Here is a 22,720-nt window from a genome sequence, read left to right as displayed (position 1 = left end):
CCAAAGGTACTACAAATGTCGCAGTCACGCCCCGTCTACCAGTTCAACAACATCATCGTCCGCACCCCGTCGAAGTCGGTCGTCAACGGCCTTCGCGCCGATGACCGCGGCAACCCCACCTTCGAAGGTGTAAAGGCAGAACACGATGCCTATATCGCGGCGATGAAGGACGCGGGCGTCAAGGTGACGGTGCTGCCGGCGCTCGAAGCCTTCCCGGACTCGATCTTCGTCGAAGATCCGGCGCTGGTCTTCACCGAAGGCGCGATCCTCTTGCGTCCGGGTGCCGAAACCCGCGTCAAGGAAACGCCGGAGATCGAGCCGACGCTTCGCGCCATGTTCGAAACGGTTCTCGATCTGCCAGGCACCGGCTTTGCCGATGGCGGCGACGTTCTGACCACCCGCGAAAGCGTGATGATCGGTCTTTCGGCCCGTACCAACAAGGTTGGCGCCGAAGCCCTTCAGGCCTGCCTGACCAAGCTCGGCCGCAAGAGCGAGATCGTTGCGACGCCGGAAGGCGTGCTGCACTTCAAGACCGATTGCTCGCTGCTCGACGACGAGACCGTGCTTTCGACCGCGCGCCTCGCCAAGTCCGGCGCCTTCGAGCGCTTCAAGCAGGTGATCATTCCCGAAGGCGAAGAGCCGGCAGCGAATGCGCTGCGCGTCAACGACGTCGTCATGGTCGGCTCGGACTTCCCGCGCACGATCGAGATGCTCGACAAGCTCGGCTACAAGGTCGTGCCGATGAAGACGACGGAGATCGGCAAGATTGACGCAGGTCTTTCCTGCATGTCGCTACGCTGGTTCAGCAACACGCTGTGATCCGACGCAATCCCCGAGGAGGAACATTATGAAGACGTTGAAGACCGCCCTGTTCGCAGGGATCGCCCTTTCCATGGCTGCCGGCAGCGCGTATGCCGAGGAGACGCTGCGCCTCGGCATGACGCCAGAGCCCTACATGCCCTTCACCCAGGTGAACGCCGGCGGCGAGTGGGAGGGCCTTGAAGCCGATCTGTCCCGCGCGCTCTGCGATAAGATGGCTGTCAAGTGCGACATCAACCAGATGGCCTGGGACGGTCTCATCCCGTCGCTGAAGGAAAACAAGGTCGATTTCATCATCGGCGCCTTCTCGATCACCGACGAGCGCCGCCAGGTCGTCGATTTCTCGACGCCCTATTACACCGAAGGCACGTCCTTCGTTGGCTCCAAGGGTGACACGAGCGAGATCAAGACGGCCGACGCCGCCGACGGTTCTGGCAAGATCATCGACCCGGCAAGCGTCGAGGGCAAGATCATCGGCGTGCAGACGTCGAGCGTGCAGTCGGCCTATGTCGCCAAGTACCTGACCGGCGCCGAAGCCAAGAGCTACGACACCGCCGACAACTCGGTCGCCGACCTCATCGCCGGTCGCGTCGACTACGTGCTCATCCCCGACCTCTACATCCAGACCTTCCTGAAGACGCCTGAAGGCGCCGACTACGAGGTCAAGGTCGAAGTGCCGAAGAACGTCACGCTCGGCGAAGGCGTCGCCTATGCCGTCCGCAAGGGTGACGCTGCGACCCTCGACAAGGTCAATGCCGGCCTTGCCGCGCTCGAAAAGGACGGCACGACGCAGAAGCTCGTCGACAAGTGGATCTTCGGCAAGAAGTAAACCGAATTTTGGAGGGCGGCGGCCAGCGTCGCCGCCCTCATTCGCCAAAACCGGCCGCAGCGCCGGGGCACCATCGCAGCAACCGCTACAGCCACCTTGCCCGCACCGATCGGGCAGCGGCGTAGGGGCTGACGAGACAATCGGGAACAGGTAACGACGGATGGACTATTACTGGCAATTGCTTGCCTGGGGCGGCGAGGGCTGGGGCGACGATTTCGCCTGGGGCCTGGTGATGACCCTTCAGGTCTCCGTGGTCGCCTATGCGGTTGCGGTTCTCTTCGGCTTCCTGGGCGCTGCCGGCAAACTGTCGAAGCACCGGATCCCGCGTTTCCTTGCCGATATCTACACGACGGTCGTGCGCTCGCTGCCTGAGTTGCTCGTCATCCTGCTTCTTTATTTCTCGGTCGCGAGCGGTGCCGAGCGGCTGTTGAAGCACTTCGGGCTCGTCGCCGAAACCTTCCAGTTCAGCTCGTTCTGGGCGGCGATCATCGCGCTCGCCTTCGTCTCCGGCGCCTTCATGACCGAGGTGCTGCGCTCGGCCTTCCTCTCCGTGCCGCCGGGCCAGATCGAGGCGGCGGTTTCGATCGGCATGAACAGGCGCAAGGTCTTCACCCGCATCATCTTCCCGCAGATGATGCGCCACGCGGTCCCCGGTATGGGCAATCTCTGGCTGTCTATCACCAAGGAAAGCGCCATCATCAGCGTGCTCGGCTCCTTCAGCGAGCTGCTCTACACGGGCTATCGCGCGGCGGCAGGCACCAAGCAGTACATCTTCTTCTACGGGCTGACGGCCATTCTGTTTCTGGCAATTACGCTCGTGTCCGTCCTGGTGATCGCCCAGATCGAGCGCCGCCTCAATCGGGGGCACAACTGATGGAAACGATCTCCAACGTCGTCGGCTTCCTGCCGGCGCTGATCAAGGCGACACCGCTCACGCTGCTTCTGACGGCGGTCGCCGGCGTCTTCGGCCTCGTCATCGGCACGCTCGTGGCGCTCGCCCGGCTTTCCGGTCGCCGCGTGCTTTCGGTTCCGGCCTATGTCTTTACCTTCGCCTTCCGTGGTACGCCGCTTTTGGTGCAGATCTACCTGATCTATTACGGCCTCGGGCAAATCCTACCCGGCACCTGGGTGCGCCATAGCTTCCTCTGGCCCTATCTGCGTGATGGCCTGTGGTATGCGATCTTTGCACTCAGCCTCAACCAGGCTTCCTACAATGCCGAGGTCATCCGCGGCGCGATCAAGGCGATCCCGCGCGGCCAGATCGAGGCGGCAAAATCGATCGGCATGCGCTCGTTGATGGTCCTGCGCCGCATCACCTTGCCGCAGGCGTTCCGCTCGTGCCTGCCGGTTTTGACGGGTGACCTGATCATCCTGCTGAAGACGACGTCGCTTGCCTCGACCATCACCATTCTTGAGGTCATGGGCACCGCCCGCATGCTGCAGCGCCAGTCGCTGCTGATCTTCGAACCGCTGATTGCCGCCGGCATCATCTATTTCACCGTCGTGTTCATCCTGACGCGCATCATGGGCGTCGTCGAGAAGCGGCTCACGCGCTACCGCACGGCGAAGGCATAAAGAGGAGACGCGCCACGGCGCGCGAGAGGAATGAACATGGTCGCATCAGCGCTTTCGGTGAAGAACATTCACAAGAGCTTCGGGTCCGTCGAGGTGCTGAAAGGCGTCTCCTTCGAGGCGAAGTCCGGCGACGTCATCTCGCTGATCGGCAGCAGCGGCTCGGGCAAGAGCACGCTTCTGCGCTGCATCAACTATCTGGAGACGCCGGACGAGGGCGAGATCTCCGTCTCGGGCGAGGTGATCCGCACCGTCAAGGGCAAGGACGGCAAGTTCCATGCAGCCGACAAGCGGCAGCTCGAACATATCCGCACGCGCCTCGGCATGGTGTTCCAGAGCTTCAACCTCTGGTCCCACAAGACCATTCTCGAAAACATCATCGAAGGGCCGATCCACGTGCTCGGCATGACCAAGAAGGATGCGATCGGCGAAGCCGAACTGCTGATGGAGAAGGTCGGCATCACGCCCAAGCGCGACCATTATCCCAATCAGCTCTCGGGCGGTCAGCAGCAGCGCGCGGCAATCGCCCGCGCGTTGGCAATGAAGCCGGAAGTGATGCTCTTCGACGAGCCGACCTCGGCGCTCGATCCGGAACTCGTCAACGAGGTGCTGCTCGTCATCAAGAAGCTTGCCGAAGAGGGCCGCACCATGGTGATGGTCACCCACGAAATGTCACTCGCCCGTGATATCTCCAGCGAAGTGATCTTCCTGCACAAGGGTTTGGTCGAAGAACGCGGCGCCCCCCAGCAGATGATGCGTGACCCGCAATCGGCGCGGCTGCGCCAGTTCCTGCAGATGGCTTGAGGAGGCCCCGATGCGCGACACCAATTTTTCCGAGTTCCTGCCCGAACTCGTCGATATCCGCCACAAGCTGCACGAAATGCCCGAGATCGGCCTTTCCGAGGTGAAGACCTCCGAGTTCGTTGCGGGACTGCTGCAGTCCTGGGGCTTCGAGGTCACCCGCGGTCTTGCGACAACCGGCATCGTTGCGACGCTGAAGCGCGGCAACAGCAACCGCGCCATCGGCTTTCGCGCCGACATGGACGCGCTGCCGATGCACGAAGAGACCGGTCTTGCTTACCAGAGCAAGCATCCTGGCGCGATGCACGCCTGCGGCCACGACGGTCACACCAGCATGTTGCTCGGTGCCGCCTGGGCGCTGTCGAAGGACGAAAGCTTCAACGGTACGGTTCATCTGATCTTCCAGCCGGCCGAGGAAAACTTCGGCGGCGGCAAGCTGATGATCGAAGACGGCCTTTTCGAGCGCTTCCCTTGCGAGCGGGTCTATGCGCTTCACAACTGGCCGGGTCTTCCAGTCGGCCAGTTCTCCAGCCGCGCCGGTGCCATGGCGGCATCGATCGACGTGCTGACGCTGACGATCAAGGGTAAGGGCGGCCACGGCGCCCAGCCGGAACTGACGGTCGATCCGGTCGTCATCGGTTCCAGCGTGGTGATGGCGCTGCAGACGCTGGTGTCGCGCAATGTGTCGCCGCACCAGCCGTCCGTGTTGACGGTCGGTTCGTTCCAGGCGGGTTCGGCCTCGAATATCATTCCGGATACCGCAGTGCTGGAAATCAGCATGCGCGCGATGGATCCTGTTGTCCGCAAGCAGTTGCAGGAGCGCGTCGAGCAGGTCGCCCGCCTGCAGGCGGAAAGCTACAACGCCGAAGCCGTCTTTGACTGGCAGGTCGGGTATCCCGCGACGATCAACGATGCTGAGGCGGTCGAGGATGCGCGTGCGGTGATCGCCGACACATTCGGCGCGGATGCCTATGTCGAACTGCCCGAGCCGCTGATGGGCAGCGAGGACTTCTCCTTCCTGCTGGAAAAGGTGCCGGGCGCCTATGTGCTGATCGGCAATGGCGACAGCAGCGGGCTGCACACAACCCGCTACGATTTCAACGACGACATCCTTGAGCGCGGCGCGACCTATTTCTACCAGCTCGCACGCGCAGCGCTCGTTTAAGCGCGCGGCATCAATTGCCCGGCCGCTCAGGTCGCCGGGTGCATGTCTCCAAAGACCGTCGGGATCAGTTCCGACACGGTCGGGTGGATATGAACCGCGTGCGTGATCGTCGTGTATGGCTTGCCCGCATACATCACGTCGAGGATGCTCTGCACTGCCTCGTCGCCGCTCGTTCCGAGGATCGATGCACCGAGGATCTCCTTGCTGTCGGCATCGACGATCACCTTCATGAAGCCTTCGGTCTCGCCCTTTTCCACGGCGCGGCCGACGCGGGTCATCGGCCTCGTACCGATGAGCAGCTTGCGCCCCGACTTGCGCGCCTCGGTCTCGGTCATGCCGGCGCGGCCGAGCGGCGGATCGATAAATAGGCCGTAGGTTGAAATGCGATCGCTGACCTTCCGCGCCTCTCCGTCGAGCAGATTGGCGGCGATAATCTCGAAGTCGTTATAGGCCGTATGGGTGAAGGCGCCGCGGCCATTGCAGTCGCCCATCGCGAAGATGTGCGGCACGTTGGTCTTAAGCGTCTCGTCGACTTCAACATAGCCGCGGGCGTCAGTCTTGACGCCGCTCCGGCCGAGATCGAGGTCGTCCGTGTTCGGCCGGCGGCCGGTTGCCAGCAGCAGGTGAGAGCCGACGATCTCGGGTGCGCCCGCCGTGCAATCCACGCCGGCGACGACATCGTCGCCGCTCCTGGCAAAGCGGATGCATTCGGCATTGAGGCGAAACTGGATGCCCTCTTTTTCGAGGATCGCGAGAATGGCGTCGGAAACGTCCGCATCCTCCCGGCCGATCAGCCGCGGCCCCTTCTCGATTACGGTGACCTCGGAGCCGAAGCGACGGAACATCTGCGCAAACTCGAGTCCGATATAGCTGCCGCCGACGACGATCAGGTGGCGGGGCAGGGTGTCGAGATCCATGATCGAGACGTTGGTGAGATAGGGCACCTCGGCGACACCAGGGAAATCCGGGGTTGCGGCGCGTCCGCCGACATTCAGAAAGATCTGGTCGGCCGAGAGCAGCGCGTCGCCGACTCGGATCTCATGCGGGCTTTCGAAGCGCGCATGGCCTTCGAAGACGGTGCAGTTCTCCATGCCTTTCAGCCAGTTTTCGATATTTCCCCTGGACGTGAACCGCACCGTGTCCTTGCGCGCCATGACGCGGGTAAAGTCGATGGTGATGGGTCCGGTCGTCACGCCATAGTCCGCGCCCCGTCGCGCCAGATGCGCGGCATAGGCGCTCGCGACCATCGCCTTGGTCGGCATGCAGCCGGTGTTGACGCAGGTGCCGCCGAAGTGCTTGCGCTCGATCAGCGCGACGTTTTTGCCCGCTGCCGTCAGCCGGCCGGCAAGCGATGGGCCGGCCTGGCCGGCACCGATGATGATTGCGTCGAAATGTTTCGTCATGAGACCGAGGACACCACCCAGAGTGCGAGGAGAACGGCAACAGCATCCTCGAGAAGGGCGATCGGCAGGTCCTTGCCGCCGATGGCCGCAACGAGGCGCTTGCGGGCTTCATAGCCGCCGAGCGTGCCGATGACGGCACCGATGATGCCGGCGACCAATCCTTGGAGCATAGCATGTCCGGTCAATCCGAGCGCGGCCCCGCAGAACGCGCCGCTGACGATGCGGGCGCCGAACTGTTGCGGCACCTTTCGGCTCGGTGTGCTCGGCAATTGGTCGGTGACGAACTCAACTAGGGCCAGAAGGCCGAAGATGTAAGGTGTGAAGCGAAAGCCCATGAAGGCCGCCCAGGTACCGCTGAGCGGCAGCCATCCCGCGGCTGCGCCAATACTGACGGCGGCGGGTGCGGTCATGGTGCGCAGGCCAGCGACCACGCCGATAATGAGCGTCAGAAAATAGATCGACATCGTGTCCCCGAACGTTCGCCGGGCGAACCCAAGCCACCAGCCCCCAAGCGGTTCGGGTCGAGCGGCATCGCAACCAAGAGTGAAAGCGGATGTTTCTGGCGGGCCGCGATCAGAGTGGCCGACAACGCCGGCGATTGCAACGCCCAATCAGCTACCGCCATAAACGGTAGTCTATGCTTTCGATCGTGTTTATCAATGTAGGAAAATATTCGCCTGCCACAGTCTCTGGATGCAACCCTATTTTTTGCCGGGGGCTGACATATATGGAATGGCTTGCCCCGACGGAGCGGACGTTCCGTGATCAAACTTGCGGATCGAAATCCGAGGAGAAACCTATGCGCCTGACCAGACTGCTTATCGGAACTGCCCTTGCCTTCACCTTGACTGCCGCCGCGGCGAGCGCCGATGTGGTCGTATCCTCGAAGATCGACACGGAGGGCGGGGTGCTCGGCAACATCATCCTTGCCGTGCTCAACGCCAACAACATCAAGACGGTCGATCGCGTCCAGCTTGGGGCGACGCCGGTCGTACGCAAGGCGATCACCGCCGGCGAGATCGACATCTATCCGGAATATACGGGCAATGCCGCCTTCTTCTTCGAAAAGGCCGACGATCCGGTCTGGAAGGATGCTGCCAAGGGCTACGAGACGGCCAAGAAGCTAGACTACGATGCCAACAAGATCGTCTGGCTGACGCCATCGCCGGCCAACAACACCTGGGCGATCGGCCTGCGCAAGGAAGTCGCTGACGAAAACAAGCTGAAGACGCTGAGCGATTTCGGCAAGTACATTGCTGGCGGCGGCAAGGTCGTGCTGGCGGCGTCGTCGGAATTCGTGAATTCGGCCGCCGCACTGCCGGCCTTCCAAACCACCTACGGCTTCACCTTGAAGCAGGACCAACTGATCACGCTTTCCGGCGGTGATACCGCAGCAACGATCGCGGCCGCGGCGAACCAGACCAACGGTGCGAACGCAGCCATGGTCTATGGCACCGACGGCGGCATCGCCCCGTCCGGGCTCGTGGTCCTGGAAGACGACAAGGCCGTCCAGCCCGTCTATCAGCCGGCCCCGATCATTCGCGAAGCGGTGCTCAAGGAAAACCCGCAGATCGAGGAACTCTTGAAGCCCGTGTTCGAGAAACTGGACCTGGTGACGCTGCAAGACCTGAACGGTCGCGTGCAGGTCGGCGGCGAACCGGCCAAGGCGGTCGCCGAGGACTTCCTGAAGAAGAACGGCTTTCTGAAATAAGTTGACGGAGATCCGGGACGCTGGTCGGATGGCTGGCGTTCCGGGGATAGGCCTGCAGGTGCCGGAGATGCGCCGGCACAGGCGGGGAGGGAATGTGGTTTGAAAGCACTCCGCTTTGACAAGCTCGGAGCGATCATTGCGGCCCTGGCGCTCGGCGGCGCCTTCATAGCGCCTTTTGCAACGTTTCGTGCCAACCGTATCGTCGCCGGTGAGGTCAAGTCGGTGGCCGACGCCCTGCCTTCGGGGTGGAGTGCCGTGCTGTTGGGCATCGTGGTCTGCGCGGTCATCGTCGCGCTGGTCCGATCGCCCGCTTACCTGCGTCTCGCTGCCGCCTTTGTCGCGCTCGCCGCGCTGGCGCTCGGCATAGGCGTTGCCGCCACGCATCTGACACCCGAAGCCAACACCTATGCCCGCGTCTCGCCGGCTTCGGGCTTCTGGATCATGCTCTTTGCCTTCGGGCTGCTCGCTGCCGACGCCTTGACGCGACTGCGCCCGGCGCCCTTCGTGCGCGTCGTCGTTCTCGCCGTCGTGCTGGCCTTTGCTTCGGCCATCCTTCTTGCAGGCGCCTGGGACGGCCTGTCGATTCTCAAGGAATATGCAAGCCGGGTGGACACGTTTTGGGCGGAGGGCCGCAAGCATGTGACCCTGGCGCTCGGTTCGCTCGTGGCTGCGACCCTCGTCGGCATCCCGCTCGGCATCCTCTGCCACCGCGTCACGCGGCTGCGCGATGGGTTGCTCGGCGTCCTGAACGCGATCCAGACGATCCCGTCGATTGCGCTCTTCGGCATTCTCATCGCGCCGCTCGGCTGGATCGCCCTCCATGTGCCGGGTGCGGCTGCGATCGGCATTCGTGGCATCGGTGTTGCCCCGGCCTTTGTTGCGCTCTTTCTCTATTCGCTGCTGCCTGTCGTCGCCAACACCGTCGTCGGTCTGGCAGGCGTTCCGCGGGACGCGAATGATGCCGCGCGTGGCATCGGCATGACCGATTGGCAGCGGCTGGTCGGCATCGAATTTCCGCTGGCCTTCCCGGTGATTCTCACCGGCATCCGCATCGTGCTCGTCCAGAATATCGGCCTTGCGACCATTGCCGCGTTGATCGGCGGCGGCGGCTTCGGCGTCTTCGTCTTTCAGGGCGTCGGTCAGACCGCGATGGACCTCGTGCTGCTCGGCGCCGTCCCGACGGTCGTGCTGGCGTTCGCCGCGGCGATCGTGCTCGACGCGGTGATCGAGATGGCCACACCCAACACCAGGCAGGCAGAGGCCGCATGATCGAGATCGAGAACATCACCAAGCGATATGGCGAAAGCACCGTTGTCGACGACGTCAGCCTGACGATCGCGCCGCGTACGGTCACCGTCGTCGTCGGCACCTCCGGCTCCGGCAAGACCACGCTCTTGCGCATGGTCAACCGGCTGGTCGAGCCGACCTCGGGCGCGATCCGTCTCGATGGCGAGGACAATCGTTCGCTGCCCGGTTATGAGTTGCGCCGGCGGATCGGCTACGCAATCCAGGGGCACGGTCTGTTTCCCCATCGCACAGTCGCCCAGAACATCGCGACCGTGCCGACCTTGCTCGGATGGGAACGGGCGCGCATCGATGCGAAGGTGGAAGAGCTCCTGCGCCTTTTCCAACTCGATCCCGCCGATTTCGGTCCACGCTTCCCACACGAGCTTTCCGGCGGCCAGCAGCAGCGTGTGGGCGTTGCCCGGGCGCTTGCCGCCGAGCCGAAGGTGCTCTTGATGGACGAGCCCTTCGGGGCGCTCGATCCGATCATCCGCGCCAAGGCGCAGGACGACCTGCTTGCCATCCAGAAACACTTCCAGACGACGATCATTCTCGTCACCCACGATATGGAAGAGGCCTTTCACCTCGCCGATCGCATTGCCGTCATGGACAAGGGCAAAGTGGTGCAGTACGCGACCCCCGCCGAAATGCTGCTGAAACCGGCTACGCCCTTCGTCGAAAGCCTGATCGGGGCGGGCGAACGGCCCTACCGCCTGCTCGCGATCGCGCCGGTCTCGAGCGCGGTTGAGCCCGGGGCCGCCGAAGGCGCGCCGATATCGAGCGATGCCAGCCAAAGGGAAGCCCTGGCCGAACTCCTCTGGTCCGGACGAGATGCGTTGCCGGTGGCAGGTCCCGACGGCGCCGTGATCGGCAGGGTCAGCCTGGAGGGGTTGGCCAAACGCGCGGCCGGTCCAGCCTGATGCCGAAGCTCGCCACTCTCATTCGCATCGCGGTTTTCCTGGTTCTCGTCGCGTTCCTGCTGCAGCCCCATTGGTTCGAGCCGCTGCTGCGGCCGCTGGTGCAGGACAACGCCCCTGTCATCTACAACCAGGGAAGCCTGCTGCAGCTGACGTTTTTGCATCTGCGCACGGTGGCGCTGGCGGTGGCAGCGGCCGCGCTGGTTGCGCTTGCGCTTGCCATTCTCGTCACACGCACGTCCGGAGCAGAATTCCTGCCGCTGTCGCGCAGCCTGGTGAATATTGGTCAGACCTTTCCGCCCGTCGCGGTTCTGGCGCTTGCTGTTCCGATCTTCGGCTTCGGCGAAAAGCCGACGCTGATCGCGCTTTTTCTCTACGGCTTGCTGCCGATTTTCGAGAATGCGCTGACGGGGCTGACGACCTTGCCTTCCTCCGTCATGGAGGCGGCGCGCGGCGCCGGCATGACCAGCGGCCAGCGGCTTCTCAAGGTGGAGTTGCCGCTGGCGATGCCGGTGATCCTGGCGGGCATCCGGCTTTCGGTCGTCATCAGCCTGGCAACCGCCACGATCGGATCGACGGTCGCCGCAAAAACACTCGGCGAAGTAATCATCGCCGGGCTGCAATCGAACAACCTTTCCTTCGTCGTTCAGGGCGGCCTGATCGTCGCGACGCTTGCGGTGCTTTTGCACGATGGGTTGCAGGCGGCGGAGCGGAAGCTTGCTGCGCGGATGGGGCGCTAGGCGCAGGCGGTGGAGACGCGCAGCCGGGCAATCGGCCGGCTGTCGCAGAAAACTGCGGTCACCCGTGTTAGGATGGCCGATGCTCTACCGCGGCGCCAAAAGTCCTGTTGTCAGGGACATGGGTGGATTCAAGGTCAGGCTCAACATGCCCGGCTGGCTGTTGCCATGGCCGCGCGACCATGGCTACGGACCGCTCGCGATGGTCGTCGAAACGATATTGGATCCTGGCAGGCTGGTCGCCATGCACGAGCACAGGAACGACGAGATCCTGTCATGGGTGCCGGAAGGGGTCATGCGCCACGACGACCGGGCGACCGGCAGACTGGTCACCGATCGCGCGCACCTGATGGTGATGAACGCCGGGCAAAGCTTCTGGCATTCGGAGGAAACCTTGTCTGGTGATCCTCCGCTGCGCATGCTGCAAATTCTCGTGCGCCCCCACAGCGTCGATCTCCCGCCAAACATTCAGTACGGTCCGATCGAGCCGGCGCCCCTCAATTGCTGGCGGCATCTCGTTGGGGCCGAGGGGGAGGGAGCGCCATTCTACGTGCGCAACGCCATCGATTTCTTCGATCTCAGGCTCGAGGCGACGGCAAAGGTGGCGTTTCCCCGGAAGGAGGGGAGGCACCTTTACTTCTATGTGTTCTCCGGTTCGGTGGAAGTCGGCGGCGTCCGGTTTGACGAGGGAGATCAGGGTCTCCAACGGTCGGACGGACCATTGGACCTCGTCGGCATCGGCAACGCGCTGATCGTCGCGTTCCTGATCGATCCGTGGGCGCCGGCAGCGCGCAAGGGGACGGTCGGAGATCATCCCAAGATCCCGTCACCCGTTCTGGCGCGGACCTTGCTGACACTGCTACGCTTGCGCGATCGTTTCCGACGGAGGAGCTAAGTGGATCAGCGACCCCTCACGCAACGTGCAGTGGTCTGGACCGCTTTCCTCCTGCCGTAGAGTTGCGATGCGTGCACCCTTCTTGGTTGTCTGTAGAATGCCTGCTTTGTCGGCATTTGCCTGAGATATGAAAATGAATTTCACAATTTTACAAAATATGCGGATTTGAGTTGACGGCCTGAAAAAACTGTCCCAGTCTGCGAAAATAAATTACGCCAAAAGGCAGGGGAACAGGACGAGCATGAAAGTTGGCATCATCGGACTCGGATTCCGTTTGGGTTATCTCGGCTATGTCTTCAAGGCCATGGACGAGAGCTTCGAAATCGCCGGATACGTCGATCCGAACCCGGCCGGTCTGGCCACGCTCACCGAAAAAGGCATCTCGCCTGGCAAGGCCTACGCGACGCCCGAAGAGCTGATCGCCAACGAGAAGCTCGATCTCCTGATGATCGGCTCGCCCAACCACATGCACCTCGACCACATCCGGATCGGCCTTGAAGCCGGCCTGAAGGTCTTCAGCGAAAAACCGATCGTCACGACGATCCAGGAAAGCCTGGAACTCGCAGCGCTGATGGCGAAGTTTGGCCATGAACGGCTGATGGTCGGTCTCGTGCTGCGCTACGCGCCGATGTACCGCGACCTCCGCCAGGCGCTTGCCGAAGGCAAGCTAGGGCAGGTGGTCTCGATCGAGGCTTCCGAGCATATCGAGCCCTATCATGGCGCCTTCTTCATGCGCGACTGGCGCCGCTACGAGCGCTATTCCGGCAGCTTCATGCTGGAGAAATGCTGCCACGACCTCGACCTCTACAACGGCGTCGTCGGAGCCCGGCCGGAACGCGTCGCAAGCTTTGGCGGCCGCAAGAGCTTCATCCCTGCCAACGACCCGGCCCGCGAAGGCATCAACGACCTCGAACTGTTCCATCGCAAGCCGAGCGGCTGGATGGGGTCCGACAAGGTCTTCGACAGCGACGGCGACATCATCGACTACCAGGTGGCGATCGTCGAATACGCCAACGGCGTCGGCATGAACTTCCACACCAATCTCAACGTGCCGGATCAGTTCCGCCGCTTCTGCATCATGGGCTCGCGCGGCATGGCCGAGGGCGATTTCATCCGCGGTTACTTCGACGTGCACGAGATGCTGACCGGCAAGAAGGTCATCGAGAACAAATATAAGGCCACCGAACTGTCGCAGCACTATGGTGCCGACGAGCAGATGGCGACCGACATCATCGGCCACGTCCGCGACGGCCGACCTCTGCCGGTTTCGACGCGCGATGCGCTGGAAGCCGGCATTCTGGCGCTCTCCATGGACGAGGCTCGGCGCAAGAAGAGCGTCATAGACCTCCGGCCCATATGGGACCGTTTCGACGAAGCCCTGCATTCCCGCGCGGCGTAAGGGGAGGCGACGGATGAGTGTTCAACGCAGCACAGTCATCTTCGCCTGGATCCTGCTTCTTCCTGCTGTTCTTTACGTCACGGTGATCGTCGCCTATCCGCTGGTCGACACCTTCATCCTGTCGTTTACGGACGCGTCGCTGAAGAAGACGACCAATTGGGTCGGCTGGACCAACTACGACAAGATCTTCAACGAGACCTTCGCGGAGGTCATCTTCCGGACCTTCATCTGGACGTTCTTTTCGGTGTCGATCAAGATGATCATCGGCGTTTTCGGCGCAACGATGCTGAACGCGGCCGTGCCCGGCCGGGCGCTTTTCCGCCTGCTCACCATGCCGCCATGGATCGTGCCGATGGCCATCGGCATCTTCATGTGGGGCTGGATGTACAACGGCCAGTTCGGGATGATCTCCGGCGTGCTGCAGAATATGGGGTTGTCGAACGGGCCGATCGCCTTTCTCGCCCGCGGAGAGACTGCCTTCTGGGCGACGATCATCACGGACGTGTGGATCGGCGTGCCGCTGGTGACGCTCTATATGCTGGCAGCCATGCAGGCGATCCCGCAGGATCTCTATGAGGCCGCGTGGACCGATGGGGCAGGGCGTTTCTATCGTTTCCGCCGCATCACGCTGCCTCTGCTCGTGCCGTCGCTGATCACCATGTCGATGCTGTCGCTGATCGCGACCTTCAACTCGTTCGATATCATCTGGATCCTCACCCAGGGTGGACCCAACGGTGAGACGACGACGATGATCATCGACACCTATCGCACCGCGATCGGGTCGAAGAAGTATGGCGAAGGGGCAGCGCGCGCCGTGCTGATCTGCATCTTCCTGTCGATCTTCTGCTTTGCCTATTTCCGGGTGACGAGCCGCCTTTCTCAGGGGGAACAGAAATGAGCCAGCCTGCCCTGATCAATCGCTACCGCTGGTACGAGCTTGTCGGAATCTATGCCGGTATCTTCGTGTTCCTGTGCTTTATCCTGGCGCCCTTCGTCGAGGGCTTTCTGGTGTCGCTGAAGCCGCTCGGGCTGCTGTTCTCGTCACCCTATCGCTTCTGGCCGGAAAACGGCTCGTTCGCCGCCTACTTTACCATGTGGGAGAGCGTGCCGGGCTTTGCCCGCTACATTTTCAATTCCTTCTTCATCTCCACCATCGTCACGGCCATCGTGCTGGTGCTGGTCATACCCGCTGCCTATGCCTTCGCCCGCTTCAACTTCCGTGGCGCCGGCGTGCTTTTGGGGGCATTCCTTGCCGTCAACATGTTTTCGGGCGCGGTGCTGCTGATCCCGCTCTTCCGGCTGATGCGCACCTTCGGCGTCCTCAACACCTATCTGGCCATGATCGTGCCGGGCGTTGCCTTCCTGATCCCGTCGGCGATCTGGCTGTTGCGCACCTACATGATGCGCATCCCGCGTGAACTGGACGAGGCCGCCTTCGTCGACGGAGCCAGCCACTTCTATACGCTGCGCCGGGTGATCCTGCCGATCGCCATGCCCGGCATCACCGTGGTGGCGATCACCACCTTCATCGGCGCCTATGCTCAGCAGTTTATCTACGCGCTGACCTTCAATTCCAAGAGCGAATACATGCCGCTTCCCGTCGGGCTGTTTGCCTATTTCGGACGCCAGGAAGTGGTCTGGAACGAACTGATGGCGGCAAGCTTCGTCGGCATCGCGCCGGCCGTCGTCGTGATCTTCCTCTTGCAACGCTATCTCGTCAGCGGGCTCACCGCGGGCGCGGTGAAACAATAAGACTTAAGTCAACCACCAGAGAACGGGAGCATAAAAACGTGTCTATTCAATTCAAGACGGGGGTGCTCGCCCTTGCCCTGCTCGGCTCGACCGCGCTGGGCGCCGTGACCGCCAAGGCGGCCGACCAGGAGATCAGCTGGATCTACTGCGGCGACACCATGGATGCGGTCCACCAGAAGTACATCAAGCAGTGGGAAGAGAAGAACCCGGGCTGGAAGGTAACGCCTGAAGTCGTCGGCTGGGCCCAGTGCCAGGACAAGGCAACGACCCTTGCCGCCGCCGGCACACCGGTCGCCATGGCCTATGTCGGGTCGCGCACGCTGAAGGAATTTGCACAGAACGACCTCATCGTTCCGGTGCCGATGACGGACGACGAAAAGAAGACCTACTACCCCAACATCGTCGATACCGTGACCTTCGACGACAACCAGTGGGGCGTTCCGATCGCCTTCTCGACCAAGGCGCTCTACTGGAACAAGGACCTGTTCAAGCAGGCCGGCCTCGATCCGGAAACGCCGCCGAAGACCTGGGCTGAAGAGATCGAATTCGCCAAGACGATCAAGGAAAAGACCGGCATTGCCGGTTACGGCCTGCCGGCCAAGACCTTCGACAACACCATGCACCAGTTCATGCACTGGGTGTACACCAACAACGGCAAGGTCATCGACGGCGACAAGATCGTCATCGACAGCCCGCAGGTGCTCGCAGCGCTGCAGGCCTACAAGGACATCACGCCTTTCTCTGTTGAAGGCGCCACCGCCTACGAACAGAACGAAATCCGCGCCATCTTCCTTGACGGCAAGGTCGGCATGATCCAGGCGGGCTCGGGTGCCGCAACGCGCCTGAAGGAAACCAAGGTCAACTGGGGCGTAGCACCGCTGCCGCTCGGCCCGGAAGCAAAGGGCGAGGGCACGCTGCTCATCACCGACAGCCTGGCGATCTTCAAGGGCTCGGGCGTTGAGGAGAAGGCGATCGAATTCGCCAAGTTCATCACCTCGCCAGGACCGCAGGGCGAATACGAGCTTCAGGGCGGCGCTGGCCTGACGCCGCTGCGTCCGTCGCCGATGGTCGATGAGTTCGTCAAGAAGGATCCCTATTGGAAGCCGTTCATCGACGGCATCACCTATGGTGGTCCCGAGCCGCTCTTTACCGACTACAAGGGCTTCCAGAACGTCATCATCGAGATGGTTCAGTCGGTCGTGACCGGAAAGGCTGAGCCGGCCGACGCCTTGAAGAAGGCGGCTTCCAGCCTCGAAGAGTACAAGTAAGGCCACCGGGGCCGCGCGCCGACAAGATCGGTTCGCGGCCCCACCTAACTCTGCTATAAATGAGCCGCTTCTCGCCGGTGGCCGGAGACAGTTTCTTGGGACAGCTCAATCTCAATCGGATTCAGAAATTCTACGGGACGTTCGAGGTGCTGAAAAGCATCGATCTCGAAGTCAGGAACGGTGAGTTCGTCGTTTTCGTCGGGCCCTCCGGTTGCGGCAAATCGACCTTGCTCAGGATGATCGCTGGTCTCGACGAGACCAGCTCGGGGGACATCCTGATCGAGAACAAGCGCGTCAACGATCTGCCGCCGGTCAAGCGCGGGATCGCCATGGTATTCCAGTCCTACGCGCTCTATCCGCACATGTCGGTCTTCGAGAACATCGCCTTTCCGCTTCGCGTGGAAAAGATGGCCGAGGAGAAATTGAAAGCCAAGGTGGAGCATGCCGCGCGCATCCTGCACCTGGACCAGCGGCTGCAGCAGAAGCCGGGCATGCTTTCGGGCGGCCAGCGCCAACGTGTCGCGATCGGGCGGGCGATCGTGCGCGAGCCGAAGATCTTCCTCTTTGACGAGCCGCTCTCAAACCTCGATGCGGCCCTTCGGGCCGACATGCGCATCGAACTGGCGAAACTGCACCGGCAACTGAAAGCAACGATGATCTACGTCACGCACGACCAGGTCGAAGCGATGACGATGGCGGACCGGATCGTCGTTCTCAATGCCGGTGAGATTGCCCAGACCGGCGCGCCGCTCGAGCTCTACCACAAGCCGGCCAATACGTTCGTTGCCGGCTTCATCGGCAACCCGAAGATGAACTTCCTGCCGGTCACCTGCAAGGGCGTCAGCGATGCCGGCGTCGAGGTCGACTACAAGGGGCAGACGGCGGTCATCCCCGTCACCCCGCAAAGCGGCCTTGCCGGGCGCACGCTGACGCTTGGCGTGCGGCCGGAGCACATCATGCTCGGGTCCGGCGACCTGACCCTCAAGGTGACGCCAACGGTCATCGAACGGCTCGGCGCCCATACGGTCGCCTATGCGGCTATCGGTGGTGAGGGCGAGAACTTCTGTGCCATGCTGCCGGGAACAGCAGCTGTGCGACCGGAGGAGACCATCCAGACAGGCATCAAGGCAGTCGATTGCCACCTGTTCGACGAGGCTGGCCTCGCGCTCGAACGTCGCGTCGAGTTGACCGACATCGATATGGGCGTGCTCGACCCCGCGGCTGCCTGACGTCGTCGAAGCCAGGATCATGGTCGCGGCCAATCAGGGCGCGGCCAGTGTTTGGCCGTTGTGGCTGGATATCCGGCAGCTCTACCTGTAAGGATTGCCGGTCGCCGACGCCCTCTATTCAAAGGCGATCAAGCGCACTTGGATAGAGCATCATGACGCTTGGCCGCTATACGGAACTTCCCCATCTGGCCGACGCCAATGCCGGGATCGAAGCCGTCTGGGCGTCTGTCAGTCGCAACGAGGGCAGCTACCGGGTCCTGCCGGATGGGCGATGCGACATCATCCTCCGATTTGCGCTGAACGCCCTGCCACTCCGCGAGCTGACGCCGATCGTGACCGGTCCAACCACGGGCTATTACGATGTTCCGCTGGAACCCGGCGCCGCCTTCGTCGGCGTGCGCCTGCGACCTGGCCATTTCCAGAAAATTCTGGGCCTGGAGCCGATCCGGTTGCACGGTGACGCCCTGATCGGCGCAGCGGCTCTGGGTCAATGGCCCGACATGGCCGCCCTTTGCGTGCCGGCATCGGACCAGCAGGAGCTTGCCGGCCGCCTGGTGCGGTTTGTCCGCAAGCGTGATGCCGAGAGCGACTTTGAGGTGGCGCCGCTCGGCCGCAACATCATAAGCGCGCTGCACGCCTCGGGCGGGCGGCTGCGCATCGCCGAGCTTGCCGCGATGCACGGTGTCTCCGAGCGCACCGCCAGACGCGTTCTCCTTCGCGCAACTGGGCTCACGCCGAAGGCGTTTGCCGCCATCATCCAGTTCCATCGCGCCTTGCGGCTGTTGCGGGATCACCATCTCAGTCCTGCGGATGCCGCGTTCGAAGCCGGTTTCGCCGACCAATCCCACATGACCCGGGTCTTCCGGCGCCTGGGCGGGTTCTCGCCGGCGCGCTTGCCCGAAGTCACACTGGTGACGATCTCGGACTGATGTCCGAATTGTTCAAGATCAGAGCCTGGCAATGAATGATGATCGCCCGTAACCGTTCGCGCTGCTTCGGGTAGCGCGCTTAGCGCGTTGCCGACTTCGGCGGCGAGCAACCCTTGGAGACGAACCATGGCCGTCCGTTTCGGATACACAATCCTCTATGTTCCCGATGTGCCGGCAACGGTCTCGTTTTATGAGGCTGCCTTTGGTCTGAAGCGCAGGTTCGTACACGAAAGCAGCCTCTATGCGGAGATGGAGACGGGTGAGACGGCTCTGGCCTTTGCCAGCGAAACCATGGCGGAGCTGAATGGTTTTGCTGTTCGCGCGAACCGCAGGAGCGATCTTGCCGCCGGGTTCGAAATCGCGCTGGTCTGCTCGGCGCCGCACCAGGCCTATGAAAAGGCTGTTTCGGCCGGAGCATCGCCGGTGAAGCCGCCGGAAGAAAAGCCGTGGGGGCAAGTGGTGGGCTATGTTCGCGATCTCAACGGCTGCCTTGTCGAACTCTGTTCCGCCACGCCCGCTTAGCCGCCCGGCCCGACCACGCAACGCACGAACGCCATGACTCAGGAGGAGCCCGCCTGTGCGCCCGACCACTGCCTCGCCCTGCATCACGACCAACCAGATCGGCGCGTCGCGAGACTTCTATCAGACATATTTCGCCGCACGGCTGACGTTTGACTGCAGCTGGTACATCAGCCTGGAACTCGGCCAAGGCCTGTCCCTCCAGTTCATGGAACCGCAACAGGGGCAGCCTGTGTGCAACACCGAAGGCCTCACCTACAATTTCTGCGTCGCAGACGTCGACGGCGAGTATAGCCGGATCAGGGCAGCAGGCCTTGCCCCGGCGTTGCCGATCGAGGATCACCCATGGGGAGATCGTGGCTTCGCCGTAAAGGATCCGAACGGTGTCCTGCTCTATATTTACTCGAATCGCGAACCCGCGCCGGAGTTCAAGCCGTTTGTCATCGCTTCGGGTGCGGCATGATGGATGACCGGATCCAGACCCTTCTGCGGGAGATCGAGCTTCATCGCGGCGATCAGTTCGTGATCGTCACCCGACTACGGGAGATCGCGCTCGCCTCGGGCCCCGCAGTCACCGAAGAGGTGAAGTATGGCGGCATCCTGTTTTCGTCCAAGGACAGCTTCTGCGGCGTCTTTTCCTACGCCCAACACGTGACGCTGGAGTTTAGCCGGGGCGCCGCTTTGCCCGATCCACATGCCGTCCTGGAGGGTTCAGGCAAGCTTCGCCGCCACATCAAGCTCCTGGGCCCGGCGGATATAGATGAGAAACAAGTCGCGCTATACATCAAGATGGCTCGCGAGGCTGCCGATCGCTGAAGGGTCGGTTGCGCCCGGCGACGGTGCCGCAAACCTCAGGCCGCGCCCTTCTCGGTTCCGTGCGGGTTGTCGACCTTCGGCCAGATGTTCTTCGGCGCGCGCTTGTAGTCGGTCTTGGCGGGATTGTTCGGGTAAGGCGTGCCGGCCGAACAATAGAGGATTTCGGACGCGATCTTGGAGAACGAGGCGTAGAAGTGGTTGGTCGACTTGATGACCAGGATCTTCTTGCTTGTCGGGTCGATGCCCATCACCGAAAACAGGCTTGGATCGAAGCTCTGCGCGCGGGTCGAGTTGAGGATGATGTCGATGCCTTTGAAGCGAATGTGGGCCGCATCGCCGAAGGGGGCGAAGCTCTCGCCGAAGCGCATCTCGGCGTCGCGCACCAGCTTGACCACCTTGACCGTGCCATCGACCGGATTGCCGGTTCCCGGCGCCGACTTGGCGCCGAAGCGCAAGGGGATGTCGGCGCCTTCGCCGGCCGCCATGCAGATCTGCACCGCCATCGGGTCCCAGATCGTGCCGACCGCAACGTCGGTTGCGCCGCGAGCCAGCAGTTCTTCGAGCAGAACTGTCGCGTCGCCGGCCGTACCACCGCCCGGGTTGTCCCAGACATCGGCGATGACGACGGGACCTTTGGTTGCTGCGAGTGCCTCATCGACCGCCTGCCTCTCGTCGATCTGCGGCATGATGAAGGTGCCGCGGTGGGAGAAGAGTTCCAGACCCAATTCCCGTGCGAGGCTCGCGCCTTTCTCCGGCTTGCCGTCGGTGACGGCGAGCAGCTTCGTTCCCATTTCCGGGACGTCGCCGGCCATGAAGCCGTGGATCACGGAGAGCGAAAGCACGTCTGCGTCTTCCTTCTCGATCCGCATCAGCTTGTCGACGAAGGAGCGCATCGGATCGCGAGATGTCGGGTAGACGTCGATCATCCGACAGTCGAAGATCGACATGACGGGCGTGATGCGGCCTTCGAGCGTGTCGACAGCGATCTTCCAGAGGTCCTCCGCGCGGTCGACGAAGTCGGTGTGCGGGAATTCCTTGAAGTAGACGAAGAAGTTCGATGCGGCGGCGCGGTTGGCCGTCAGGTGGCTGTGGGGATCAAGCTCGGCGCAGACGAGGATATCGGGACCGACGATCGCACGGACGCGCGTCAGCAGGTCGCCTTCGGGGTCTTCGTAGCCGTCGGCGACCATGGCGCCGTGCAGGCCGAGCACCACGGCATCGACGGGCATGGCGGCGCGCAACTGGCCGAGGATCTCGTCGCGCAGGCCCTCATAGGTCTCGCGGTTGACGAGGCCAGCCGGGTCCGCCCAGGTCGCGGTTCCCTCGATCAGTTCCCAGCCCTTCTCAACGCAGACGCGCCGGCCGACGGTGATCGGCGCCGTGCAAAGCGTCGGTGTTTCCGGGTGTTCTCCCGGCGGGGCGTAGAGCGAGGCTTCGAAGGCCCGGCGGTCGATGCAGATCGGGGAGAAGGTATTGGTCTCGGTCGCAAGCGCCGCTGTGAAGATCCGCAATGCCGTTGCCTTTTCTATTGCGTCACGCCTGCAGCGCCGCTCATCCGGCCGGATGTGCTAAGGTCGCTGCGGGCTCTAAGTCTGGCGCATGATTTTTCCCGGATGCATGGCGATCCAGGAAACTACGCGGAAGCCGCGCCCATCGGGTTCGGCAGGTAGCCGGTAAAGCCGGCAATCTTCCAGCGTCCTTCGTGCAGACGGCAGTAATAGACCGTCTGCCATTTCAGGATGTCGACGCTGCCGTCCGTCTTCTTCAGGCTGCCATCGAACTTCTTGCGCGCCAACGCCTGGTCACCGTTGATCTCGATGTCCTCGAGCGTCGTCGTGGTGAAGATCGCCGTGCGCGGGTCTTCGGCGAAGCTCTGTGTCGCGAAATCCTGCGCCTGGCGCAGCCACTCTTCGCGATAGGCGGCCAGCGACGGGAAGGTCAGCCGCCAATTGTCCGGATTGGTTTCGCGGCGGCCGTCGATGCCGATGAAGCTCTCCCCGACGAAATCGTCTGCAACCATCGACCAGTCGGCTGCCAGAAAGGCAGTGATGTCGCGGGAGACCAGCATCTCCCAGATCGAGTGGCGTGCAGCATCGGAAGAGGGGAATGGATTGAGAAAAGGATCCCGCATATTCGCGCCCTGGATTGAAATTCTTTTCATGAATGGCGTTTTTCGCTAGCCAAATTCGGCTTTCTATGGTCACTTGTCAACGATCAAAGAAAATAATTTGCAAGAAGGCTCATGATGACGATCAAGCGCTATGGTGCGGAACAGGTCGGCGCTGGCGGCAAACCTTTGCCCTTCGCGCGCGCTGTCGAGGCGGACGGCTGGCTCTATGTCTCTGGTCAGGTTGCCATGGAAAACGGCGAGATCATCGAGGGCGGGATCATCCCCCAGACCCACAAGACGATCGCCAATGTGATGGCCATCCTGACGGAAGCCGGCTACGGTCCGGAGCATGTGGTTCGTTGCGGCGTCTGGCTCGACGATCCCAGGGATTTCTGGACATTCAACAAGATCTACCAGGAGTATTTCGGTGCTCATCCGCCGGCGCGGGCCTGCGTCCAGTCGTCGATGATGGTCGATTGCAAGGTCGAGATCGACTGCGTCGCCTATAAGCCGAAAGAAGGCTGATCCTGGAGCGGGAGCGGTTTTCTGCCCGCATCCCGCTCTC

At 62.4% G+C, this 22,720-nt stretch carries 25 protein-coding genes; 21 read left to right on the top strand and 4 right to left on the bottom strand.

Translation table 11 applies throughout. The features are described 5' to 3' along the window. The first annotated feature begins 15 nt into the window (after positions 1-15). The 6 genes from ASE71_RS11900 to ASE71_RS11875 all read left to right on the top strand — a co-directional run bounded on the left by ASE71_RS11900 (position 16) and on the right by ASE71_RS11875 (position 5,186). Entirely contained in the window at positions 16-819 is an 804-nt protein-coding gene (locus ASE71_RS11900; RefSeq protein WP_034799482.1) for a dimethylarginine dimethylaminohydrolase family protein, read from the top strand. A gap of 28 nt (positions 820-847) precedes the next feature. After that, the gene (locus ASE71_RS11895; RefSeq protein ID WP_060518267.1) at positions 848-1,648 is read left to right on the top strand and encodes a transporter substrate-binding domain-containing protein; all 801 of its coding nucleotides are present in this window, start codon (positions 848-850) and stop codon (positions 1,646-1,648) included. Positions 1,649-1,808: 160 nt separating this feature from the next. Then, positions 1,809-2,522 carry an ABC transporter permease gene (locus ASE71_RS11890; RefSeq protein ID WP_034799489.1) on the top strand — a complete coding sequence of 238 codons (714 nt, stop codon included), beginning with the start codon at positions 1,809-1,811 and terminating at the stop codon, positions 2,520-2,522. Beyond that, on the top strand, positions 2,522-3,223 hold the full coding sequence (locus ASE71_RS11885) for an ABC transporter permease (RefSeq protein WP_060518265.1): 702 nt from the start codon (positions 2,522-2,524) through the stop codon (positions 3,221-3,223). Before ASE71_RS11890 ends, ASE71_RS11885 begins: the two co-directional genes overlap by 1 nt. 36 nt (positions 3,224-3,259) lie before the next feature. Further along, on the top strand, positions 3,260-4,024 hold the full coding sequence (locus ASE71_RS11880) for an ABC transporter ATP-binding protein (protein WP_090426603.1): 765 nt from the start codon (positions 3,260-3,262) through the stop codon (positions 4,022-4,024). A gap of 10 nt (positions 4,025-4,034) precedes the next feature. Continuing rightward, complete coding sequence (locus tag ASE71_RS11875) at positions 4,035-5,186, top strand: M20 aminoacylase family protein (protein WP_060518261.1); 1,152 nt, start codon at positions 4,035-4,037, stop codon at positions 5,184-5,186. 26 nt (positions 5,187-5,212) lie between these two features. Here the strand turns inward: ASE71_RS11875 and ASE71_RS11870 are convergent, their stop codons facing one another. Together ASE71_RS11870 and ASE71_RS11865 are read right to left on the bottom strand one after the other, a co-directional pair. Continuing rightward, positions 5,213-6,589, bottom strand: coding sequence for an FAD-containing oxidoreductase (locus ASE71_RS11870; RefSeq protein ID WP_060518259.1), 1,377 nt, complete (start codon positions 6,587-6,589; stop codon positions 5,213-5,215). Further along, on the bottom strand, positions 6,586-7,053 hold the full coding sequence (locus ASE71_RS11865) for a hypothetical protein (RefSeq protein WP_060518257.1): 468 nt from the start codon (positions 7,051-7,053) through the stop codon (positions 6,586-6,588). The genes ASE71_RS11870 and ASE71_RS11865 overlap by 4 nt, the downstream gene beginning before the upstream one ends. Before the next feature lie 335 nt (positions 7,054-7,388). Here ASE71_RS11865 and ASE71_RS11860 point away from each other — a divergent pair, with 335 nt between their 5' ends. The 14 genes from ASE71_RS11860 (at position 7,389) to ASE71_RS11795 (ending at position 20,045) form a co-directional block, all read left to right on the top strand. Further along, positions 7,389-8,300: an ABC transporter substrate-binding protein gene (locus ASE71_RS11860; RefSeq protein WP_060518255.1), complete on the top strand. Its 912-nt coding sequence runs from the start codon at positions 7,389-7,391 to the stop codon at positions 8,298-8,300. A 99-nt stretch (positions 8,301-8,399) separates the two neighbouring features. Continuing rightward, positions 8,400-9,569 carry an ABC transporter permease gene (locus ASE71_RS11855; RefSeq protein WP_060518252.1) on the top strand — a complete coding sequence of 390 codons (1,170 nt, stop codon included), beginning with the start codon at positions 8,400-8,402 and terminating at the stop codon, positions 9,567-9,569. After that, the gene (locus ASE71_RS11850) at positions 9,566-10,504 is read left to right on the top strand and encodes an ABC transporter ATP-binding protein (protein WP_034799514.1); all 939 of its coding nucleotides are present in this window, start codon (positions 9,566-9,568) and stop codon (positions 10,502-10,504) included. Before ASE71_RS11855 ends, ASE71_RS11850 begins: the two co-directional genes overlap by 4 nt. Further along, entirely contained in the window at positions 10,504-11,241 is a 738-nt protein-coding gene (locus tag ASE71_RS11845) for an ABC transporter permease (RefSeq protein WP_060518250.1), read from the top strand. The genes ASE71_RS11850 and ASE71_RS11845 overlap by 1 nt, the downstream gene beginning before the upstream one ends. Before the next feature lie 79 nt (positions 11,242-11,320). After that, positions 11,321-12,133: a pirin family protein gene (locus tag ASE71_RS11840; RefSeq protein WP_060518248.1), complete on the top strand. Its 813-nt coding sequence runs from the start codon at positions 11,321-11,323 to the stop codon at positions 12,131-12,133. A gap of 241 nt (positions 12,134-12,374) precedes the next feature. Continuing rightward, positions 12,375-13,532: a Gfo/Idh/MocA family protein gene (locus ASE71_RS11835; protein ID WP_034799520.1), complete on the top strand. Its 1,158-nt coding sequence runs from the start codon at positions 12,375-12,377 to the stop codon at positions 13,530-13,532. A 13-nt stretch (positions 13,533-13,545) separates the two neighbouring features. After that, positions 13,546-14,430 (top strand): carbohydrate ABC transporter permease, encoded by an 885-nt coding sequence (locus ASE71_RS11830; protein ID WP_034799524.1) that lies wholly within the window; start codon positions 13,546-13,548, stop codon positions 14,428-14,430. After that, positions 14,427-15,284, top strand: a complete 858-nt coding sequence (locus ASE71_RS11825) for a carbohydrate ABC transporter permease (protein WP_034799530.1) — start codon at positions 14,427-14,429, stop codon at positions 15,282-15,284. The genes ASE71_RS11830 and ASE71_RS11825 overlap by 4 nt, the downstream gene beginning before the upstream one ends. A 38-nt stretch (positions 15,285-15,322) precedes the next feature. Then, on the top strand, positions 15,323-16,552 hold the full coding sequence (locus ASE71_RS11820) for an ABC transporter substrate-binding protein (RefSeq protein ID WP_034799533.1): 1,230 nt from the start codon (positions 15,323-15,325) through the stop codon (positions 16,550-16,552). Positions 16,553-16,647: 95 nt separating this feature from the next. Then, entirely contained in the window at positions 16,648-17,781 is a 1,134-nt protein-coding gene (locus ASE71_RS11815; protein WP_060518335.1) for an ABC transporter ATP-binding protein, read from the top strand. Positions 17,782-17,933: 152 nt separating this feature from the next. Continuing rightward, positions 17,934-18,710: a helix-turn-helix transcriptional regulator gene (locus ASE71_RS11810; protein WP_060518246.1), complete on the top strand. Its 777-nt coding sequence runs from the start codon at positions 17,934-17,936 to the stop codon at positions 18,708-18,710. Positions 18,711-18,836: 126 nt separating this feature from the next. After that, on the top strand, positions 18,837-19,232 hold the full coding sequence (locus tag ASE71_RS11805) for a VOC family protein (protein ID WP_060518244.1): 396 nt from the start codon (positions 18,837-18,839) through the stop codon (positions 19,230-19,232). A gap of 55 nt (positions 19,233-19,287) precedes the next feature. Then, positions 19,288-19,692, top strand: a complete 405-nt coding sequence (locus tag ASE71_RS11800; RefSeq protein ID WP_060518242.1) for a VOC family protein — start codon at positions 19,288-19,290, stop codon at positions 19,690-19,692. Next, on the top strand, positions 19,692-20,045 hold the full coding sequence (locus tag ASE71_RS11795; RefSeq protein ID WP_200949900.1) for a DUF1801 domain-containing protein: 354 nt from the start codon (positions 19,692-19,694) through the stop codon (positions 20,043-20,045). Before ASE71_RS11800 ends, ASE71_RS11795 begins: the two co-directional genes overlap by 1 nt. A 35-nt stretch (positions 20,046-20,080) precedes the next feature. Here ASE71_RS11795 and ASE71_RS11790 read toward each other — a convergent pair whose 3' ends face one another. Then, a complete protein-coding gene (locus ASE71_RS11790) occupies positions 20,081-21,556 on the bottom strand; it encodes a M81 family metallopeptidase (protein WP_034799551.1) in 1,476 nt (491 codons plus the stop codon). A 122-nt stretch (positions 21,557-21,678) separates the two neighbouring features. Next, on the bottom strand, positions 21,679-22,176 hold the full coding sequence (locus ASE71_RS11785; protein ID WP_034799555.1) for a hypothetical protein: 498 nt from the start codon (positions 22,174-22,176) through the stop codon (positions 21,679-21,681). Between the two features lie 114 nt (positions 22,177-22,290). On the opposite strand from ASE71_RS11785, the gene ASE71_RS11780 reads away from it, so the two are divergent. Next, positions 22,291-22,680, top strand: a complete 390-nt coding sequence (locus tag ASE71_RS11780) for a RidA family protein (protein WP_034799761.1) — start codon at positions 22,291-22,293, stop codon at positions 22,678-22,680. Positions 22,681-22,720 lie beyond the last annotated feature (40 nt).

Origin of the sequence: Ensifer sp. Root954 (assembly GCF_001429005.1) — a bacterium.
GTDB classification, from domain to species: Bacteria; Pseudomonadota; Alphaproteobacteria; order Rhizobiales; family Rhizobiaceae; genus Ensifer; species Ensifer adhaerens.
Note: the sequence above shows the minus strand (reverse complement) of the source record. Positions and strands in the feature narration are given on the sequence as shown.

Coding starts and splice junctions, on each gene's coding strand:
- ASE71_RS11900 (WP_034799482.1), top strand. CDS start 16: ATGTCGCAGTCACGCCCCGTCTACCAGTTCAACAACATCATCGTCCGC.
- ASE71_RS11895 (WP_060518267.1), top strand. CDS start 848: ATGAAGACGTTGAAGACCGCCCTGTTCGCAGGGATCGCCCTTTCCATG.
- ASE71_RS11890 (WP_034799489.1), top strand. CDS start 1,809: ATGGACTATTACTGGCAATTGCTTGCCTGGGGCGGCGAGGGCTGGGGC.
- ASE71_RS11885 (WP_060518265.1), top strand. CDS start 2,522: ATGGAAACGATCTCCAACGTCGTCGGCTTCCTGCCGGCGCTGATCAAG.
- ASE71_RS11880 (WP_090426603.1), top strand. CDS start 3,260: ATGGTCGCATCAGCGCTTTCGGTGAAGAACATTCACAAGAGCTTCGGG.
- ASE71_RS11875 (WP_060518261.1), top strand. CDS start 4,035: ATGCGCGACACCAATTTTTCCGAGTTCCTGCCCGAACTCGTCGATATC.
- ASE71_RS11870 (WP_060518259.1), bottom strand. CDS start 6,589: ATGACGAAACATTTCGACGCAATCATCATCGGTGCCGGCCAGGCCGGC.
- ASE71_RS11865 (WP_060518257.1), bottom strand. CDS start 7,053: ATGTCGATCTATTTTCTGACGCTCATTATCGGCGTGGTCGCTGGCCTG.
- ASE71_RS11860 (WP_060518255.1), top strand. CDS start 7,389: ATGCGCCTGACCAGACTGCTTATCGGAACTGCCCTTGCCTTCACCTTG.
- ASE71_RS11850 (WP_034799514.1), top strand. CDS start 9,566: ATGATCGAGATCGAGAACATCACCAAGCGATATGGCGAAAGCACCGTT.
- ASE71_RS11845 (WP_060518250.1), top strand. CDS start 10,504: ATGCCGAAGCTCGCCACTCTCATTCGCATCGCGGTTTTCCTGGTTCTC.
- ASE71_RS11840 (WP_060518248.1), top strand. CDS start 11,321: ATGCTCTACCGCGGCGCCAAAAGTCCTGTTGTCAGGGACATGGGTGGA.
- ASE71_RS11835 (WP_034799520.1), top strand. CDS start 12,375: ATGAAAGTTGGCATCATCGGACTCGGATTCCGTTTGGGTTATCTCGGC.
- ASE71_RS11830 (WP_034799524.1), top strand. CDS start 13,546: ATGAGTGTTCAACGCAGCACAGTCATCTTCGCCTGGATCCTGCTTCTT.
- ASE71_RS11825 (WP_034799530.1), top strand. CDS start 14,427: ATGAGCCAGCCTGCCCTGATCAATCGCTACCGCTGGTACGAGCTTGTC.
- ASE71_RS11810 (WP_060518246.1), top strand. CDS start 17,934: ATGACGCTTGGCCGCTATACGGAACTTCCCCATCTGGCCGACGCCAAT.
- ASE71_RS11805 (WP_060518244.1), top strand. CDS start 18,837: ATGGCCGTCCGTTTCGGATACACAATCCTCTATGTTCCCGATGTGCCG.
- ASE71_RS11795 (WP_200949900.1), top strand. CDS start 19,692: ATGGATGACCGGATCCAGACCCTTCTGCGGGAGATCGAGCTTCATCGC.
- ASE71_RS11785 (WP_034799555.1), bottom strand. CDS start 22,176: ATGCGGGATCCTTTTCTCAATCCATTCCCCTCTTCCGATGCTGCACGC.
- ASE71_RS11780 (WP_034799761.1), top strand. CDS start 22,291: ATGACGATCAAGCGCTATGGTGCGGAACAGGTCGGCGCTGGCGGCAAA.